Raw genomic sequence first — 15,440 nt, 5'->3', positions numbered from 1 at the left:
CTGCCCTCCTGTGGCGAGGGAGCTTGCTCCCGCTGGGCGGCGTAGGAGCTGACGAGTGCAACGAGGCTGCGATCTTGTCCCAGACAGTTGAGTCGCAAGTGAAAGATCAACATCAAAAGATCGCAGCCTTCGGCAGCTCCTACAGCGGGAGCAAGCTCCCTCGCCACAAAATGCACCTTAGCCACCGAGACATGCCGCATGCATAACCCCTGCGCCGTCATCCCGGTCTACAACCACGAAACCGCCATCCCGGCGGTGGTCCAGGCGTTGCTCGCCAACGGCCTGCCCTGCGTGCTGGTGGATGACGCCAGCAACCCGGCATGTGCCGCCGTACTGGAACGGCTGGCCGAGGGCGAGCAGGTGCATCTGGTCAGGCTGGCCGTCAACCAGGGCAAGGGCGGCGCAGTGATGACCGGCTTGCGCGAAGCGTCGCGCCTGGGTTTCAGCCACGCCTTGCAGGTGGACGCCGACGGGCAGCACGACCTGGGCGACGTGAAGACCTTCATCGAGCAATCCCGCGCCCACCCGGACGCAGTGATCTGCGGCTATCCACACTACGACGCCAGCGTGCCGAAAGGTCGCCTGTACGCGCGCTACCTGACCCACGTCATGGTCTGGATCAACAGCCTGTCCCTGCAAATCCGCGACTCGATGTGCGGCTTTCGGGTCTACCCCTTGGCACCGACCCTGGCGCTGATCGACTCGGCCAATATCGGCAAGCGCATGGATTTCGACTCGGACATCCTGGTGCGCCTGGCCTGGCGCAATCAGCCGATGCACTGGCTGCACACCCGAGTCCATTACCCTCAGGACGGCGTTTCGCATTTTCGCCTGTTCCACGACAACGTGCTGATTTCCAGCATGCACACCCGGCTGTTCTTCGGCATGCTGGTGCGCGCGCCCCTGATCCTCTGGCGACGGTGGCGGACATGAGCCTTCAGGCAGACAAGCAACATTGGGCCGACCGCCAGGAGCGCGGCAGTTTCTGGCTGATGAAACTCACCGCGCTCGCCGCCAAGGTGCTCGGCCGGCGCTTGTTGACCCCGGTGCTGTACGGCATCGTCCTGTACTTTTTCATTTTCGGCCGCAGCGCGCGCCAGGCGGCCTGGCAATACCAGCAACGCTTGGCCGACTGGAGCGCACGCGCCGAACTGCGCCCGACCCGCTGGCGGGTGTTCGGGCAGTTCATGGCGTTCGCCGATTCCTTGCTCGACAAGCTCGACGTCTGGAACGGCAAGCTGAGCATCGACCAGATCGAAATCGTCGACCCGGCGCTACTGCGCAATCACCTGCGCGATGCCCGCGGGCAAATGCTGGTGGGCGCGCACCTGGGCAACCTGGAGATGTGCCGGGCCCTGGCCGAGCTGGGCGAGAAAGTGACCATGAACGTGCTGGTGCACACCAAGCACGCCGAGCAGTTCAACCGTTTGCTGGGCGAGGCCGGTGCCACGCACTTGCGGCTGATCCAGGTCAGTGAGCTGAACCCGGTGATCATGTTGCAACTGAGCGAGCGCCTGGAGCGCGGCGAGTGGCTGGCGATTGCCGGCGACCGCGTGCCACTGCACGGCGGACGCAGCGTGACCGTGGACTTCATGGGCCACCCAGCGGCATTCCCCCAGGGCCCCTGGCTGCTGGCCGGCCTGCTGAAATGCCCGGTCAACCTGCTGATGTGCCTCAAGCACGAGGGGCGCTATCGCGTCACGCTCGAACCCTTCGCCGATGCCGTAGTGTGGAAACGCAACGAGCGCGAACAAGTGATCGCCCATTGGGCCGGCCACTATGCCGAGCGCCTGGCGCAGTACTGCCTCCAGGGCCCCCAACAGTGGTTCAACTTTTACCCTTTCTGGAAGACCGATGACGATGCCCACTCTTGAGCCGGTAACCTTCGGCGAACGCCCCCTGCGCATCGAAGATGTGCTGGCCCTGGCCAACCGTCAGGCCCCGACGCAGTTGCAGGATGACCCGGCGTTCCGCCAGCGCATCGCCAAGGGTGCGCAATTCCTCGACTCCTTGCTGGACAAGGAAGGCGTGATCTATGGCGTGACCACCGGCTACGGTGACTCTTGCGTGGTCGCGGTACCACTGCACCACGTCGAGGCCCTGCCGCGTCACCTGTACACGTTCCACGGCTGTGGCCTGGGCAAACTGCTGGACGCCCAGGCCACCCGCGCGGTGCTGGCGGCGCGCTTGCAGTCGCTGTGCCACGGCGTGTCGGGGGTGCGGGTGGAACTGCTGGAGCGGCTCCAGGCCTTTCTCGAACACGACATCCTGCCGCTGATTCCGGAAGAAGGCTCAGTGGGCGCCAGCGGCGACCTGACGCCGCTGTCCTACGTCGCCGCCACGCTGTCCGGTGAACGGGAAGTGATGTTCCGTGGCGAGCGGCGCCTGGCCGCCGATGTGCACCGTGAGTTGGGCTGGACCCCACTGGTGCTGCGGCCCAAGGAAGCCCTGGCGCTGATGAACGGCACCGCTGTGATGACCGGCCTGGCCTGCCTGGCCTTCGCCCGGGCCGACTACCTGCTGCAACTGGCGACCCGTATCACCGCGTTGAACGTCGTCGCCCTGCAAGGCAACCCGGAACATTTCGACGAGCGCCTGTTCGCCGCCAAGCCACACCCAGGGCAGATGCAAGTCGCCGCGTGGCTGCGCAAGGACCTGGCGATCGATGCACCGACAGCGCCGCTGCATCGCCTGCAGGATCGCTATTCCCTACGCTGCGCGCCCCATGTACTCGGCGTGCTGGCCGACAGCCTGGGCTGGCTGCGTTCGTTCATCGAGACCGAACTCAACAGCGCCAACGACAATCCGATCATCGACGCCGAAGCCGAGCGCGTGCTCCACGGCGGGCATTTCTACGGCGGGCATATCGCCTTCGCCATGGACAGCCTGAAGAACCTGGTGGCCAACGTCGCCGACCTGCTCGACCGGCAACTTGCCTTGCTGGTGGACGAGCGCTACAACCACGGCCTGCCGAGCAACCTGTCCGGCGCAAGCGCCGAGCGGGCGATGCTCAACCACGGGTTCAAGGCCGTGCAGATCGGCACCAGCGCCTGGACCGCCGAAGCCCTGAAAAACACCATGCCGGCCAGCGTGTTCTCGCGTTCCACCGAATGTCACAACCAGGACAAGGTGAGCATGGGCACCATCGCCGCCCGGGACGCGATCCGCGTGCTGGAACTGACCGAACAGGTCGCCGCCGCCACGTTGCTGGCGGCCAACCAGGGCGTATGGCTGCGCAGCCGTGCCGAAGACGCGCGGCCGCTGCCGCCGGCCCTGGCCGCCATGCACCAGCAATTGGCCGAGGATTTCGCCCCGGTCATCGAAGACCGCGCCCTGGAAGGCGAATTGCGCCTGTGCCTGCAACGCATTGCCGAACAACATTGGAGGCTGCATGCGTAGCCAAGGCGTTCTGCACGTCGACACCCACATCGTGGTGCCGTTTTTCGACGTCGATTCGATGAACGTGGTCTGGCACGGCCACTACGTCAAATACCTGGAAGTGGCCCGCTGTGCGCTGCTCGACCTGATCGGCCACAACTACAACGACATGCTCGAATCCGGCCATGCCTGGCCGGTCATCGACCTGCAACTGCGCTACGTGCGCAGCGCCGTGTTCGGCCAGGCCCTGACCGTGCGTGCCAGCCTGGTGGAGTGGGAAAACCGGCTGAAGATCAATTACCTGATCAGCGACGCAGCCACCGGCGAGCGCCTGACCCGCGCCAGTTCGGTACAAGTGGCCGTGGACATCGCCAGCCGCGAAATGCTGCTGGCCTCGCCCCGGGTCTTTGTCGAAGCCGTCGAAAGGAAACTGCCATGAAACGTTTGTCGATCTGGTTGCTGCTGTGTTGCCTGGCGCCGTTGGCCCAGGCCTTCGACCTGCAGCAGTTGAGCGACCAACTGGCCCGCCCGGAGGTGATCCACGGCCAGTTCATCCAGGAAAAACACCTGCGTGCGCTGCCCCAGCCGCTCACCAGCAAGGGCCGCTTCGTGCTGGCGAAAAACCACGGCCTGCTGTGGCTGCTGCAAACCCCACTGCAACAGGACTACCGCATCACCGCCCATGGAATTGCCCGACGGGACGGCAATGCCTGGCAGATGCTGCCGAACAAGAGCGCCGGCGCCGAACAGAACCGCCTGTTCCTGGCGGTATTGCAGGGCGACAGCAGTGGCTTGCAACGGGATTTCGAACTGAGCCTGTCGGGCGAACCACAGCAGTGGAAACTCACCCTGACCCCGCGCTCGGTGCTACTCAAGCAGGTCTTCAACCAGATCAACATTGACGGCGGCGAACTGGTCCAGCGCATCGAACTGCTGGAAACCCAGGGCGACAGCACCGTGCTGCGCATGCAGGACGCCACCAGCGCGCAACCTTTGAGCGAAGCGGAGCAACATGACTTTGCCGAGTGAACGGATGCTGCCCCGGCTGTTCCTGATCCTGCTGCTGGCCGTGCTCGCGCTCGCCGGCTGGCAGTGGCGCAACGGCGCGCCGCTGTCGGCCAATCTCATGGAACTGGTGCCGGGCACGTCGCCCGATGCCCTGGAACTGATCGCCGAACAGCGCATGCAGGAACCGTTGAATCGCGAGGTGCTGGTGCTGGTCGGTCATGCCGATCGCCAGCAAGCCATCGCCCTGGCGCAAACCCTGGGCGAGCAATGGCAGGCCAGCGGCCTGTTCGACAAGGTGCAGTGGACGTTGCAGGCCGACTTGCCGGCGTTGCGTACGCAACTGCTCAACGGGCGCTTGGCGATGCTCTCGGCGGCGGACCGGCAGCAACTGATCGAACAGCCCCAGGCGTTCATCCAGCAACGAGTACAGGCCCTGTTCGACCCGTTCAGCGGCTTCAGCCTGGTGCCGAACCAGGACGATTGGCTGGGCCTGACCGGACGTATCCAGAACAGCCAGCCCCAACGCGGCGCGATCAAATTCGACATCGGCAGCGGGGCCTTGGTCGCCGATGCCGACGGTAAAAGCTGGGTGATGTTGCGGGCCCGCGCCCAGGGCACCGCCTTCGACATGAACCTGCCGCTGCAAGTGGCCGAGCTGCTGCAACGCAGCCGCGACCAGGCGGGCCAGGCCCAAGGGCAACTGCTGGCGGCCAGCGGCCTGCTGTACGCCGCCAGCGGCCAGCAACAGGCGTCGCGGGAAATCACCTGGGTCGGCGGTGGCGCGACGGTCGGCATTTTGCTGCTGCTGTTGCTGGCCTTCCGACGCTTGCGCGTGTGGCTGGCGTTCGTGCCGGTGCTGGTGGGCATGCTGTTCGGTGCCGTAGCGTGCGTGGCCTTGTTCGGACGCATGCATGTGATGACCCTGGTATTGGGTTCCAGCCTGATCGGCGTCGCGGTGGATTACCCCCTGCACTACCTGTCCAAGAGCTGGAGCCTCAAGCCATGGCGCAGCTGGCCGGCCTTGCGCCTGACCCTGCCGGGGCTGAGCCTGAGCCTGGCGACCACCTGCATCGGCTACCTGGCCCTGGCCTGGACGCCGTTCCCGGCCCTGACCCAGATCGCGATATTTTCCGCCGCCGGGCTGGTGGGTGCCTACTTGACCGCGGTGTGCCTGTTGCCGGCGCTGCTCAACGGCGCGGATTTGCGTCCGGCCCAATGGCCGCTGCGGCTATGCGAATGCCTGCTCCAGATCCGCCAGGCGTTGTTGGCACGGGTGCCGACGCCCGTGCTGCTGGTGTTGCTGCTGAGCTTCTGCGCGGGCGGCCTCTGGCACCTGACCACGAAAAACGACATCCGCCAGTGGATCGGCACGCCCCAGCACCTCACCGACGAAGCCCGCGACATCGCGCGCATCACCGGCTTCCAGCCCACCAGCCAGTTCTTCCTGATCCGCGCCGACAATCAGTCTCAACTGCTGGAGCGCCAGACCGCCCTCAACGAGCGGCTGGATCAGTTGATCGCCCTGGAAAAACTCCAGGGCTACCTGTCGCTGAACCAACTGGTGAGCCCGCCCGCCGAACAGCAGAAGGTACGTGAGGCCCTGGCCCGCTTGCCGGCTGTCTGGCAGCCGTTGCTGGACCTGGGCGTGCCAGTCGCCGCGCTGCAAGCGGAACTGGCGCAATTGCAGGCCTTGCCGGTAACCGACATCGATGCCGCACTGGCCGGGCCCCTGGCCGAGCCGTACCGCACGCTCTGGCTCGGCCCCACCGCCCAAGGCGTGGCCGCCATGATCAGCCTGCAAGGCTTGAACGACGCCGCGCTGCTGCGGGTGCAAGCCGTGGACCTGCCGGGGGTACAACTGGTGGATCGCCTGGGGGACCTGAACCGGGTCTTCGCCGCCACGCAGGTCAGCGCCGCCGAGTTGAAACTGGCCTCCTGCGTGCTGATCGTGCTGGTGCTGATCTGGCCGTTCGGGGTCGGTGCGGCCTTGCGCATCGTCGCCCTGCCATTGCTGGCCGCGCTGTGCAGCCTGGCGAGCCTCGGCTGGCTGGGGCAGCCACTGACCCTGTTCAGCCTGTTCGGCCTGCTGCTGGTGACGGCCATCGGCGTCGATTACGCGATCCTGATGCGCGAGCAGATTGGTGGCGCGGCGGTGAGCCTGCTGGGCACTTTCCTGGCAGCGATCACTACTTGGCTGTCGTTCGGCCTGCTGGCGCTTTCCAGCACACCGGCAGTGAGTAATTTCGGCCTGGCGGTGAGCCTGGGGCTGGCTTTCAGTTTCATGCTGGCGCCGTGGGCCGGGCATCACGAACACCCCACATCCGCTCAAGAAGACCAACGATGATTACGGATATTCAAGGAATCCCAATGCCTGTGACTGAAACGGAACATCGCCAGGTCGTCATCATCGGTGCCGGTCCCTCCGGGGCCATAGCCGCCGCGCTGCTCAAGCGCAAGGGCCACGATGTGCTGGTCATCGAACGCCAGCATTTCCCACGGTTCTCCATCGGTGAGAGCCTGTTGTCCCACTGCCTGGATTTCGTTGAAGAAGCCGGCATGCTCGACGCGGTGAATGCCGCCGGGTTCCAGCGCAAGAACGGCGCCGCGTTTGCCTGGGGCGAGCGCTACAGCGCCTTCGACTTCGGCGATACCTTCAGCAACGGCAAGCCCACCACTTTCCAGGTGCAACGGGCCGACTTCGACAAGTTGCTAGCCGACCAGGCCGCCCTGCAAGGCGTGGAGATCCGCTACGGCCAAGCGATTGCCAGTGCCGATTTCACCCTCGCCAAACCACGACTGGGCGTGCAGCGTGAAGACGGCAGCCAGTACTGCGTCGAAGCTGAATTCGTGCTCGATGCCAGCGGCTACGGTCGCGTCCTGCCGCGCCTGCTGGACCTTGAGGCACCGTCGAACTTCCCGCTGCGCCAGGCGGTGTTCACGCACATCGAGGATCGTATCGACACTCCGGCGTTCGACCGGGAAAAGATCCTCATCACCACCCACCCGAGCAAACGTGACGTGTGGTTCTGGACCATTCCGTTCAGCGGCGGGCGCTGCTCGGTGGGCGTGGTCGCGGCGGCGGAACATTTCGCCGGTCGCACCGACGACCTCGATGCCTGCCTGCGTGGTTTCATCGACGAAACCCCGAGCCTGGCCGGCGTGCTGCATAATGCGCTGTGGGACACCCCGGCACGCACCATCGGCGGCTACTCGGCCAACGTCAAGACCCTGCACGGCCCGGGCTTTGCCCTGTTGGGCAACGCCGCGGAATTCCTCGACCCGGTGTTCTCCTCCGGCGTAACCATTGCCATGCGTTCGGCGAGCATGGCCGCCGATGTACTCCACCGCCAGCTCCAAGGTGAAAGCGTCGATTGGCAAAGCGAGTTTGCCGAGCCACTCAAGCGCGGCGTCGACACCTTCCGCTGCTATGTCGAGGGCTGGTACGCCGGTACCTTCCAGGACGTGATTTTCTACACCGAAGGCTCGGACGACATCCGGCGCATGATCAGTTCGATCCTGGCTGGCTACGCCTGGGATCAGCGCAACCCGTTTGTCAGTGAACCCAAGCGGCGCCTGCGCATGCTCTCGGAAATCTGCGCAAGCCCGGCGCCGAGTCAGCAACCATGAGCTACCTGAGCGACAACTACGTCGAAGAAACCCGCTTCGGCTTCTGGTTCCTGCGCAGCCACACCTGGCAGCACCACGTGTTGCGCGTGGCGATCAACGACCTGCGCAGCCTGTTCAGCACCGCGCTGCCAGCCAACCCGGTGCTGCTGGACGCCGGCTGCGGCCAGGGTAAATCATTCCAGTACCTGCGCCAGGTGTTCGCGCCACAACGCCTGATCGGCGTGGATGCCGACCCTCACAGCCTGGACCTGAGCCGGGAGGAAGCCGCGCGCCAAGGCATGAGCGTGGAACTGATCGGCAGCGACTGCGCGACCTTGGCGGTGCCCGACGCCAGCGTCGACCTGCTGTTCTGCCACCAGACGTTCCATCACCTGGTGGAGCAGGAAAAAGCCCTCGCCGAGTTCTACCGCGTACTCAAGCCCGGCGGCTATTTGATGTTCGCCGAATCCACCGAAGCCTACATCGATACCTGGGTGATCCGCTGGCTGTTCCGCCACCCCATGCACGTGCAGAAAAGTGCCGCGCAGTACCTGCAGATGATCCGCGATCAAGGGTTCCGGTTCGAAGACCGCAACGTCTCCTACCCGTACCTGTGGTGGAGCCGCGCCAAGGATTTCGGCCTGCTGGAGCGCTTTGGCCTGCGCCGGCCCAAGCCATTTGGCGAGCGTGAGGAAACCCTGGTCAATGTGGTGGCGCGCAAGCCTGGCGAAGGGGCTGCCGGATGATCCGTGGCCTGCTGATCGCCTGTGTGTTGCTGCTCAGCGCCTGCGCCAGCCAGGCGCCACTGCCCGCCCGCACGCCGACCCTGGCGTTGCCAATGCAACTGCACATCGAGCGGACCCTGGCCGGCCAACGCCAGGACTGGCTACTGGTGATCCAGCGCGAAGACACCGGCATCCGTTGGTCGATGATGGACCCGCTGGGCATTCCCGTGGCCCGCCAGCGCCTGGTCGACGGCCAGTGGCAGGCCGACGGTCTGCTGCCACCCAATGCCGAGGCCCGAGAATTATTCGCCGCGCTGTTGTTCGCCCTGACCCCCGACGCCGAGCTGTCCGGCAACTATCCGGCGGCCCGGCGACAAGCGTCGCAACGGACCCTCGATAATCGCTGGCAGGTGCGCTACACGCAGCCGCTGGATTTCGAAATGAGCCTGCCCCAAGGCCCCCGCTACCGCATCACACCGTTGACCGAGAACGCCCCATGACCGCCTACCTGAATGCCCTCGGGGTGATCTGCGCCCTGGGCCGCGACAAGCACACTGTCGCGCGCAACCTGTTTGCCGGCGACTGCTCGGGCGTGCGTTGCGAGGATGGCTGGGTGGCCGAACGGGCCTTGCCGGTCGCCGCGGTACCGGGTGAACTCGCGCCCATCCCCCCTGCCCTGGCGGCGCAACGCAGCCGTAATAATCAACTGCTGTTGGAAGCGGGGCTGCAGATTCGCGCGGAGATCGACCAGGCCATCCAGGCCTACGGGCGCGCTCGCATCGGCATCGTCCTGGGCACCAGCACGTCGGGCATCGATGAGGCCAGCCAGGGCATTGCCCACTACCTGCGCGAGCAGCGCTTCCCCGACGGCTACGACTACCAGCAACAGGAACTCAGCGCGCCGGCCAACTTTCTTTCCGACTGGCTCGGCCTGAGCGGCCCGTCCTACGTGATTTCCACGGCCTGTACCTCCAGCGCCCGCGCCTTGATGAGCGCCCGGCGCCTGTTGGACCTGGGCCTGTGCGATGCGGTGCTGTGCGGTGGCGTGGACAGCCTGTGCAAACTGACCCTCAACGGTTTTTCCGCGTTGGAGGCGGTGTCGAACGAACGCTGCAATCCGTTCTCGGTGAACCGCAGCGGCATCAACATTGGCGAAGCGGCGGTGCTGTTTCTCATGAGCAAGACGCCAGGCGAGGGCACACCGATTGCCTTGCTCGGCGACGGCGCCAGTTCCGATGCCCACCATATCTCCGCGCCCGAACCCAGCGGTCGCGGCGCACGCCAGGCCATGGAAAAAGCCCTGCGCTGCGCCGGCCTCGACGCCCACCAGATCGACTACCTGAACCTGCATGGCACCGCCACGCAACACAATGACGCCATGGAAAGCCAGGCCGTGGCCGGGCTGTTCCCGGCCGGTGTGCCCTGCTCGTCCACCAAGCCCATGACCGGCCACACCCTCGGCGCGGCCGGGGCGCTGGAAGCGGCGTTCTGCTGGCTGGCCCTGAGCACACAGAACACCGCCCAGGCCCTGCCGCCGCACATCTGGGACGGCCAGGCCGATCCGGCCCTGCCAGCGCTCGACTGGGTCACCGCCGACACCCGCCTGAAACCCGCCACCGCGCGCCGCCTGATGAGCAATTCATTTGCCTTCGGCGGCAACAACGTCAGCCTGATTATCGGAGACGCCCCATGACTGACTGGCCGCTCGCCGAACTGCTGCCCCATGCCGGCGACATGATCCTCATCGACCGGATCCTGTCGTTCGATGACGAACAGATCCACACCCACGCCACCGTCAAGCCCGGCGGTTTGTTCAACCGCGACGACGGCGCACTGCCGGCCTGGGTCGGCATCGAGCTGATGGCCCAGAGTGTCGCGGCGTTTGCCGGTTGCCACGCGCGCCGACGCGGCGATGCCGTGGAGTTGGGCTTTTTGCTCGGCACCCGCAAGTTCGAATGCAACGTCGACTGCTTTCCCGTCGGCACCGAGCTGAGCATCCATGGCGTGCGCTCCCTGGAAGACGACAACGGCATGGGCGTGTTCGAATGCCACATCCACGCCCCCGGCATCCATGCCACGGCCCGGCTCAATGTATTCCGTCCGCCCCAGGCTGCCCATTACCTTCATGAACCGTCCGCAACAGGAACCCCGCCATGACTGAATCCGTACTGGTCACCGGCTCCAGCCGTGGCATCGGCCGCGCCATCGCCCTGCGCCTGGCCCAGGCCGGGCACGACATCGTGCTGCACTGCCGCAGCGGTCGCGCCGAGGCCGAGGCGGTCCAGGCACAAATCCAGGCCCTGGGCCGCAATGTCCGGGTGCTGCAATTCGACGTGGCCGACCGCGCCGCCTGCAAGGCCATTCTCGAAGCCGATGTCGAAGCCCACGGCGCCTATTACGGCGTGGTGCTCAATGCCGGCCTGACCCGCGATGGCGCCTTCCCGGCCCTGAGCGAAGACGACTGGGATGTGGTGATGCGCACCAACCTCGACGGTTTCTACAACGTACTGCACCCGGTGATGATGCCGATGATCCGTCGTCGCGCCGCCGGAAGGATCGTCTGCATCACGTCGGTTTCCGGGCTGATCGGCAATCGCGGCCAGGTCAACTACAGTGCTTCGAAGGCCGGTTTGATCGGCGCGGCCAAGGCGTTGGCAATCGAGCTGGGCAAGCGCAAGATCACCGTCAATTGCGTCGCGCCGGGGTTGATCGACACCGCCATGCTCGATGAAAACGTACCCGTGGAAGAACTGATGAAAATGATCCCCGCCCAGCGCATGGGCACCCCGGAAGAAGTGGCTGGCGCGGTGAACTTCCTGATGTCCGCCGAAGCCGGCTACATCACCCGGCAGGTCCTGGCCGTCAACGGAGGCTTGTGCTGATGAAGCGCGTCGTCGTCACCGGCATGGCCGGCATCACCTCCGTGGGCAGCGACTGGGAAACCATCGCCAGCAACTTCGCCGCCAACCGCAGCGGCATCCGGCGCATGGATGAGTGGGACCGTTTCACCGAACTGAACACGCGCCTGGCCGGCCCCATCGACGACTTCCAGGTCCCGGCCCACTGGACCCGCAAGCAATTGCGCAGCATGGGGCGGGTCTCGCGCCTGGCAGTCGCGTCGGCGGAACAGGCCCTGGCCGACGCCGGCCTGCTGGGCGACGAATCGATCAAGGACGGGCGCATGGGCGTGTCCTGCGGTTCATCCACCGGCAGCACCGATGAGATCAAGGCGTTCGGCAACATGCTGCTCAACAGCGTGGCCGAAGGCCTGAACGCCAACTCCTATGTGCGCATGATGCCCCACACCACGGCGGCCAACATCAGCATCTTCTTCGGGCTGACCGGACGCCTGATCCCCACTTCCAGTGCCTGCACCAGCGGCAGCCACGGCATCGGCTATGCCTACGAGGCCATCAAGTTCGGGCGCCTGCCGTTGATGCTGGCCGGCGGTGCGGAAGAACTGTGCCCGACCGAAGCGATGGTCTTCGATGCGCTCTACGCTACCAGCCTGAAAAACGATGCGCCGCAAACCAGCCCGCGTCCCTACGACAAAGGCCGCGATGGCCTGGTGATCGGCGAAGGTGCCGGCATGCTCGTGCTTGAGGAACTGGAACACGCCCTGGCCCGTGGCGCACGGATTCATGCCGAGATCGTGGGCTTCGGCAGCAACGCCGACGGCCAGCACGCCACCCGCCCCGAACTGGTCACCATGCGCCGGGCCATGGAACTGGCCCTGGAAGATGCCGGCCTCGAACCCTCGGCCATCGGCTACGTCAATGGCCATGGCACCGCCACCGAACAGGGCGACATCGCCGAAACCCTGGCCACCAGCAGCCTGTTTGGCGAGCACATGCCCATCAGCTCGCAGAAGAGCTTCCTCGGCCACACCCTGGGTGCCTGCGGGGCGCTGGAATCCTGGTTCAGCATCGAAATGCTGAAAAGCGACCTGTACGTGCACACCTTCAACCTCGATGAGGTCGACCCTCAATGCGGCCAGCTCGACTACCTGCGCAGCGAGTTCAGGTCGATGAGCAACGAATACGTGATGAACAACAACTTCGCCTTTGGTGGGGTCAACACCTCGTTGATCTTCCGCCGCTGGCGCTGAATCGGATTCAAAACCCGTTACCCCTACGTCAAGGAGACCATGATGTCGTTGAAGAAAATCGCCGTGACCGCCGCCCTGTTGCTCAGCACCCTGCCAAGCCTCAGCCAGGCCCGTGATACCGCGCTGTTCCTGCCGTTCGACAAGGTCGTCGCCGAAGCCATCCGCACCGGCAAGATCGACGGCAGCGTGAAGTTCTACCTGGCCGGCAACAAACCGGCTGGCAACGTCACCGTGGTCAGCCCCGGCGCCGTGACCAACAAGAAAACCAACGCCTTCAACAAGTCCGATGAAGTGGCCTGCGAATGGGTGCTGCAATCAGCCCTGATCAGCCTGCACCAGGCCGCCAAGAACGCCGGCGCCAACGCCGTCACCAACATCGTCAGCTTCTACAAGAGCAACGAACGCAAAGACCCCACCACCTACGAATGCCACGCCGGCGCGATCATGGCCGGTGTTGCGTTGAAAGGGGATTTGGCGAAGGTGCAATAAAAAGCGCCGTTTGGGCCATTAGAGAGGCCTGGCAATTGATGCCAGGCCATCCCGCAACCCTCATGTGGGAGCGAGCTTGCTCGCGATAGCGCTGGGTCAGTACCTGAGATGCTGGCTGTGCTGCCGTCATCGCGAGCAAGCTCGCTCCCACTGGGTTGGGTGGCGTACCTGGATACTGCCAGCACGCTGTCTGGAGCCCACCAGCCGTCCGAGTGTCCAGCACGAACCTTGTGGCGAGGGAGCTTGCTCCCGCTGGGCTGCGCAGCAGACCCTCGTTCATTGGATGTCTTCCTTCATCCCATTCGAGTGCAGGCGATGAACATCCGCCCGTTTAAGAGCAGGCAGGAAATCCTCCGCCATCGGCACGCCTTCACGCACGATGATCAGGAAACGTTTCTGAAGCGTATTGATGATTTCGTCGCCATTGCTCAAACGACTGCCGACCAGCGCGATATTGCTATTGGCTTCCCCCGCGCCGGTGATGATCCGTGCCGTGCTGCCATCGGCATACACCACCTGGTCGCCTTTCTGCGCGGCCCGCACTTTCCAGCCATTATCCAAGGTGAACGTCAATGACGATGACACCTGCTGGATCGTTCCGCCGTACCGCGTCTGGCTGCCCTCGGTGGCCACTCGATAAATAGCGATTGGCGGATGCGCTTGGACGAATGCTTTTTGTCGATTGACGAATGCCGCGACTTCTTCGCCGTAACCCTCCAGGTGGCGTTGCTCCAAGTACAAGTCATCCAAATGACAGAGCGCTTCACGGGAAATTTCGTTGGTGTAGAGGGCATCCAAAGGTGAGTGCATTTCCAGGGGCCTTATTCATGGGCTTCAGGCTGCGCCCCTTGCCGCTGGGAAGGAGCACCGAGCCGGAGGATTCGGAATGATGAATAAGACGTCGCAGCACAGGTGAGTGGCAATCCCAACGGCGTGGTACCTGGAACGAATAGGAAGTGTCTCAACTAGAAATGCGCGTTTTCCTACAGCACAGAGCGTTTATCTGGCGATTCGTTACGCTTGGCTTCAATCGCCCGAAGCGATGCACCCTGGAGAAGCGCTTACGCGAGCTGGAAACCGTGAGCGAGCGGGTCTCTGTCATCGACAAAAAGGGTGTTGTAGCCTGTCACCTGAGCCCAACCGGTGATGCTCGGGCGTATGCCGGCGAATTCGCCAACCTTTATCGCCGCCTCGACCTTGCCTTCGTAAAGCGTGCCAATCGGACTCTCGTGTCGATAGGTGTCGCCGACTCTCAGTCGCCCCTTGCCAAACAACTGCGCCATCCTGGCGGAAGTTCCGGTGCCACCAGGAGAACGATCAATGGCCTTGTCACCGTAAAACACCGCGCAACGACCATCCGCTGTGCTGTTCTGCGGTTTGTCGCACCAGATGACGTGATGCACGCCAGTGATCCGCTCATTTTCCGGGTGCAACGGATTGCAGATTCCGGCCAGCGCCGCGCGCAGTTTCACACTCAGACCGACGATATCGGCGGTGCTGTGTCCATCAAGGCCTGGCCAGCATTGCTGCGGTTCGACCACCGCGTAAAAGTTACCGCCGTAGGCGATGTCGACAGTCAGTTGGCCAATGCCAGGCACCTGCACCACAACATCCGCGCTGTGCAGATAGCTGGCGACGTTGAACAGTTTGATCGAGTCGACGTATTCACCGTCCAGGGTGTACTCGACATCGACACGGCCGGCCGGGGTTTCGATCGCCAGCTTGCCCGGTTCTTTCGGCGTCACCAGCCCCTCTTCGATGACCACCGTCGAAAGCCCGATGGTCCCCGCGCCGCACATCGGCAGGCAGCCGCTGACTTCGATGAACAACGCGCCAAAGTCGCAATCTTCGCGAGTCGAGGGGTAGATGATCACGCCGGACATGATGTCGTGGCCGCGAGGCTCGAACATCAGCGCGGTGCGTACCCAGTCGTGATCGCGGACGAATATCTCCCGTCGCTCGGCCATGGAAACCGACGGCAACAACGGACCGCCACCTGCGACAACGCGAACCGGATTGCCGCAGGCATGGGAATCGATACAGAAAAAACTGCGTCTCATGGTGACGTCCTGTTAAACCATTTTGCTGGGAGAATGGCGCTGCAGCGCGCCGCGAGACAGGCGATC

At 64.3% G+C, this 15,440-nt stretch carries 16 protein-coding genes; 14 read left to right on the top strand and 2 right to left on the bottom strand.

Annotated features, from left to right (window positions below):
• The first annotated feature begins 198 nt into the window (after positions 1-198).
• From J4E53_RS13120 to J4E53_RS13055, 14 genes are read left to right on the top strand one after another with little or no spacing between them, the layout of a single operon-like run.
• Complete coding sequence (locus J4E53_RS13120; protein WP_060739514.1) at positions 199-933, top strand: glycosyltransferase family 2 protein; 735 nt, start codon at positions 199-201, stop codon at positions 931-933.
• Positions 930-1,874 carry a glycosyl transferase gene (locus J4E53_RS13115; RefSeq protein WP_060739515.1) on the top strand — a complete coding sequence of 315 codons (945 nt, stop codon included), beginning with the start codon at positions 930-932 and terminating at the stop codon, positions 1,872-1,874. Before J4E53_RS13120 ends, J4E53_RS13115 begins: the two co-directional genes overlap by 4 nt.
• Positions 1,855-3,399 (top strand): histidine ammonia-lyase, encoded by a 1,545-nt coding sequence (gene hutH / locus J4E53_RS13110; protein ID WP_060739516.1) that lies wholly within the window; start codon positions 1,855-1,857, stop codon positions 3,397-3,399. Before J4E53_RS13115 ends, hutH begins: the two co-directional genes overlap by 20 nt.
• Positions 3,392-3,817 (top strand): thioesterase family protein, encoded by a 426-nt coding sequence (locus J4E53_RS13105; RefSeq protein WP_060739517.1) that lies wholly within the window; start codon positions 3,392-3,394, stop codon positions 3,815-3,817. Before hutH ends, J4E53_RS13105 begins: the two co-directional genes overlap by 8 nt.
• The gene (locus J4E53_RS13100) at positions 3,814-4,407 is read left to right on the top strand and encodes an outer membrane lipoprotein carrier protein LolA (RefSeq protein WP_060739518.1); all 594 of its coding nucleotides are present in this window, start codon (positions 3,814-3,816) and stop codon (positions 4,405-4,407) included. The genes J4E53_RS13105 and J4E53_RS13100 overlap by 4 nt, the downstream gene beginning before the upstream one ends.
• Positions 4,391-6,730: an MMPL family transporter gene (locus tag J4E53_RS13095; protein ID WP_103308857.1), complete on the top strand. Its 2,340-nt coding sequence runs from the start codon at positions 4,391-4,393 to the stop codon at positions 6,728-6,730. The genes J4E53_RS13100 and J4E53_RS13095 overlap by 17 nt, the downstream gene beginning before the upstream one ends.
• A gap of 23 nt (positions 6,731-6,753) precedes the next feature.
• Positions 6,754-8,013 (top strand): NAD(P)/FAD-dependent oxidoreductase, encoded by a 1,260-nt coding sequence (locus tag J4E53_RS13090; RefSeq protein ID WP_103308856.1) that lies wholly within the window; start codon positions 6,754-6,756, stop codon positions 8,011-8,013.
• Complete coding sequence (locus J4E53_RS13085) at positions 8,010-8,738, top strand: class I SAM-dependent methyltransferase (protein ID WP_060739521.1); 729 nt, start codon at positions 8,010-8,012, stop codon at positions 8,736-8,738. The genes J4E53_RS13090 and J4E53_RS13085 overlap by 4 nt, the downstream gene beginning before the upstream one ends.
• A complete protein-coding gene (locus J4E53_RS13080; protein WP_060739522.1) occupies positions 8,735-9,217 on the top strand; it encodes a DUF3261 domain-containing protein in 483 nt (160 codons plus the stop codon). Before J4E53_RS13085 ends, J4E53_RS13080 begins: the two co-directional genes overlap by 4 nt.
• Entirely contained in the window at positions 9,214-10,410 is a 1,197-nt protein-coding gene (locus J4E53_RS13075; RefSeq protein WP_103308855.1) for a beta-ketoacyl-[acyl-carrier-protein] synthase family protein, read from the top strand. Before J4E53_RS13080 ends, J4E53_RS13075 begins: the two co-directional genes overlap by 4 nt.
• The gene (locus J4E53_RS13070) at positions 10,407-10,874 is read left to right on the top strand and encodes a hotdog family protein (RefSeq protein ID WP_092203402.1); all 468 of its coding nucleotides are present in this window, start codon (positions 10,407-10,409) and stop codon (positions 10,872-10,874) included. Before J4E53_RS13075 ends, J4E53_RS13070 begins: the two co-directional genes overlap by 4 nt.
• Positions 10,871-11,599 carry a 3-ketoacyl-ACP reductase FabG2 gene (locus J4E53_RS13065; protein ID WP_072407283.1) on the top strand — a complete coding sequence of 243 codons (729 nt, stop codon included), beginning with the start codon at positions 10,871-10,873 and terminating at the stop codon, positions 11,597-11,599. Before J4E53_RS13070 ends, J4E53_RS13065 begins: the two co-directional genes overlap by 4 nt.
• Positions 11,599-12,825, top strand: coding sequence for a beta-ketoacyl-ACP synthase (locus J4E53_RS13060; RefSeq protein ID WP_103308854.1), 1,227 nt, complete (start codon positions 11,599-11,601; stop codon positions 12,823-12,825). Before J4E53_RS13065 ends, J4E53_RS13060 begins: the two co-directional genes overlap by 1 nt.
• Before the next feature lie 42 nt (positions 12,826-12,867).
• Entirely contained in the window at positions 12,868-13,314 is a 447-nt protein-coding gene (locus J4E53_RS13055; protein WP_003197008.1) for a hypothetical protein, read from the top strand.
• Positions 13,315-13,590: 276 nt separating this feature from the next.
• Here J4E53_RS13055 and J4E53_RS13050 read toward each other — a convergent pair whose 3' ends face one another.
• The gene (locus J4E53_RS13050) at positions 13,591-14,124 is read right to left on the bottom strand and encodes a PAAR domain-containing protein (RefSeq protein WP_060739527.1); all 534 of its coding nucleotides are present in this window, start codon (positions 14,122-14,124) and stop codon (positions 13,591-13,593) included.
• A gap of 251 nt (positions 14,125-14,375) precedes the next feature.
• Positions 14,376-15,374 carry a 4-hydroxyproline epimerase gene (locus tag J4E53_RS13045; protein ID WP_103308853.1) on the bottom strand — a complete coding sequence of 333 codons (999 nt, stop codon included), beginning with the start codon at positions 15,372-15,374 and terminating at the stop codon, positions 14,376-14,378.
• Positions 15,375-15,440 lie beyond the last annotated feature (66 nt).

Source organism: Pseudomonas sp. FW305-28 (genome assembly GCF_017351395.1).
Lineage (GTDB): Bacteria > Pseudomonadota > Gammaproteobacteria > Pseudomonadales > Pseudomonadaceae > Aquipseudomonas > Aquipseudomonas fluorescens_AA.
Note: the sequence above shows the minus strand (reverse complement) of the source record. Positions and strands in the feature narration are given on the sequence as shown.

What these genes read in the sequence shown, in the direction of transcription:
- J4E53_RS13120 (WP_060739514.1), top strand. Translation starts at nt 199, where the DNA reads ATGCATAACCCCTGCGCCGTCATCCCGGTCTACAACCACGAAACCGCC.
- J4E53_RS13115 (WP_060739515.1), top strand. Translation starts at nt 930, where the DNA reads ATGAGCCTTCAGGCAGACAAGCAACATTGGGCCGACCGCCAGGAGCGC.
- hutH (WP_060739516.1), top strand. Translation starts at nt 1,855, where the DNA reads ATGACGATGCCCACTCTTGAGCCGGTAACCTTCGGCGAACGCCCCCTG.
- J4E53_RS13105 (WP_060739517.1), top strand. Translation starts at nt 3,392, where the DNA reads ATGCGTAGCCAAGGCGTTCTGCACGTCGACACCCACATCGTGGTGCCG.
- J4E53_RS13100 (WP_060739518.1), top strand. Translation starts at nt 3,814, where the DNA reads ATGAAACGTTTGTCGATCTGGTTGCTGCTGTGTTGCCTGGCGCCGTTG.
- J4E53_RS13095 (WP_103308857.1), top strand. Translation starts at nt 4,391, where the DNA reads ATGACTTTGCCGAGTGAACGGATGCTGCCCCGGCTGTTCCTGATCCTG.
- J4E53_RS13090 (WP_103308856.1), top strand. Translation starts at nt 6,754, where the DNA reads ATGCCTGTGACTGAAACGGAACATCGCCAGGTCGTCATCATCGGTGCC.
- J4E53_RS13085 (WP_060739521.1), top strand. Translation starts at nt 8,010, where the DNA reads ATGAGCTACCTGAGCGACAACTACGTCGAAGAAACCCGCTTCGGCTTC.
- J4E53_RS13080 (WP_060739522.1), top strand. Translation starts at nt 8,735, where the DNA reads ATGATCCGTGGCCTGCTGATCGCCTGTGTGTTGCTGCTCAGCGCCTGC.
- J4E53_RS13075 (WP_103308855.1), top strand. Translation starts at nt 9,214, where the DNA reads ATGACCGCCTACCTGAATGCCCTCGGGGTGATCTGCGCCCTGGGCCGC.
- J4E53_RS13070 (WP_092203402.1), top strand. Translation starts at nt 10,407, where the DNA reads ATGACTGACTGGCCGCTCGCCGAACTGCTGCCCCATGCCGGCGACATG.
- J4E53_RS13065 (WP_072407283.1), top strand. Translation starts at nt 10,871, where the DNA reads ATGACTGAATCCGTACTGGTCACCGGCTCCAGCCGTGGCATCGGCCGC.
- J4E53_RS13060 (WP_103308854.1), top strand. Translation starts at nt 11,599, where the DNA reads ATGAAGCGCGTCGTCGTCACCGGCATGGCCGGCATCACCTCCGTGGGC.
- J4E53_RS13055 (WP_003197008.1), top strand. Translation starts at nt 12,868, where the DNA reads ATGTCGTTGAAGAAAATCGCCGTGACCGCCGCCCTGTTGCTCAGCACC.
- J4E53_RS13050 (WP_060739527.1), bottom strand. Translation starts at nt 14,124, where the DNA reads ATGCACTCACCTTTGGATGCCCTCTACACCAACGAAATTTCCCGTGAA.
- J4E53_RS13045 (WP_103308853.1), bottom strand. Translation starts at nt 15,374, where the DNA reads ATGAGACGCAGTTTTTTCTGTATCGATTCCCATGCCTGCGGCAATCCG.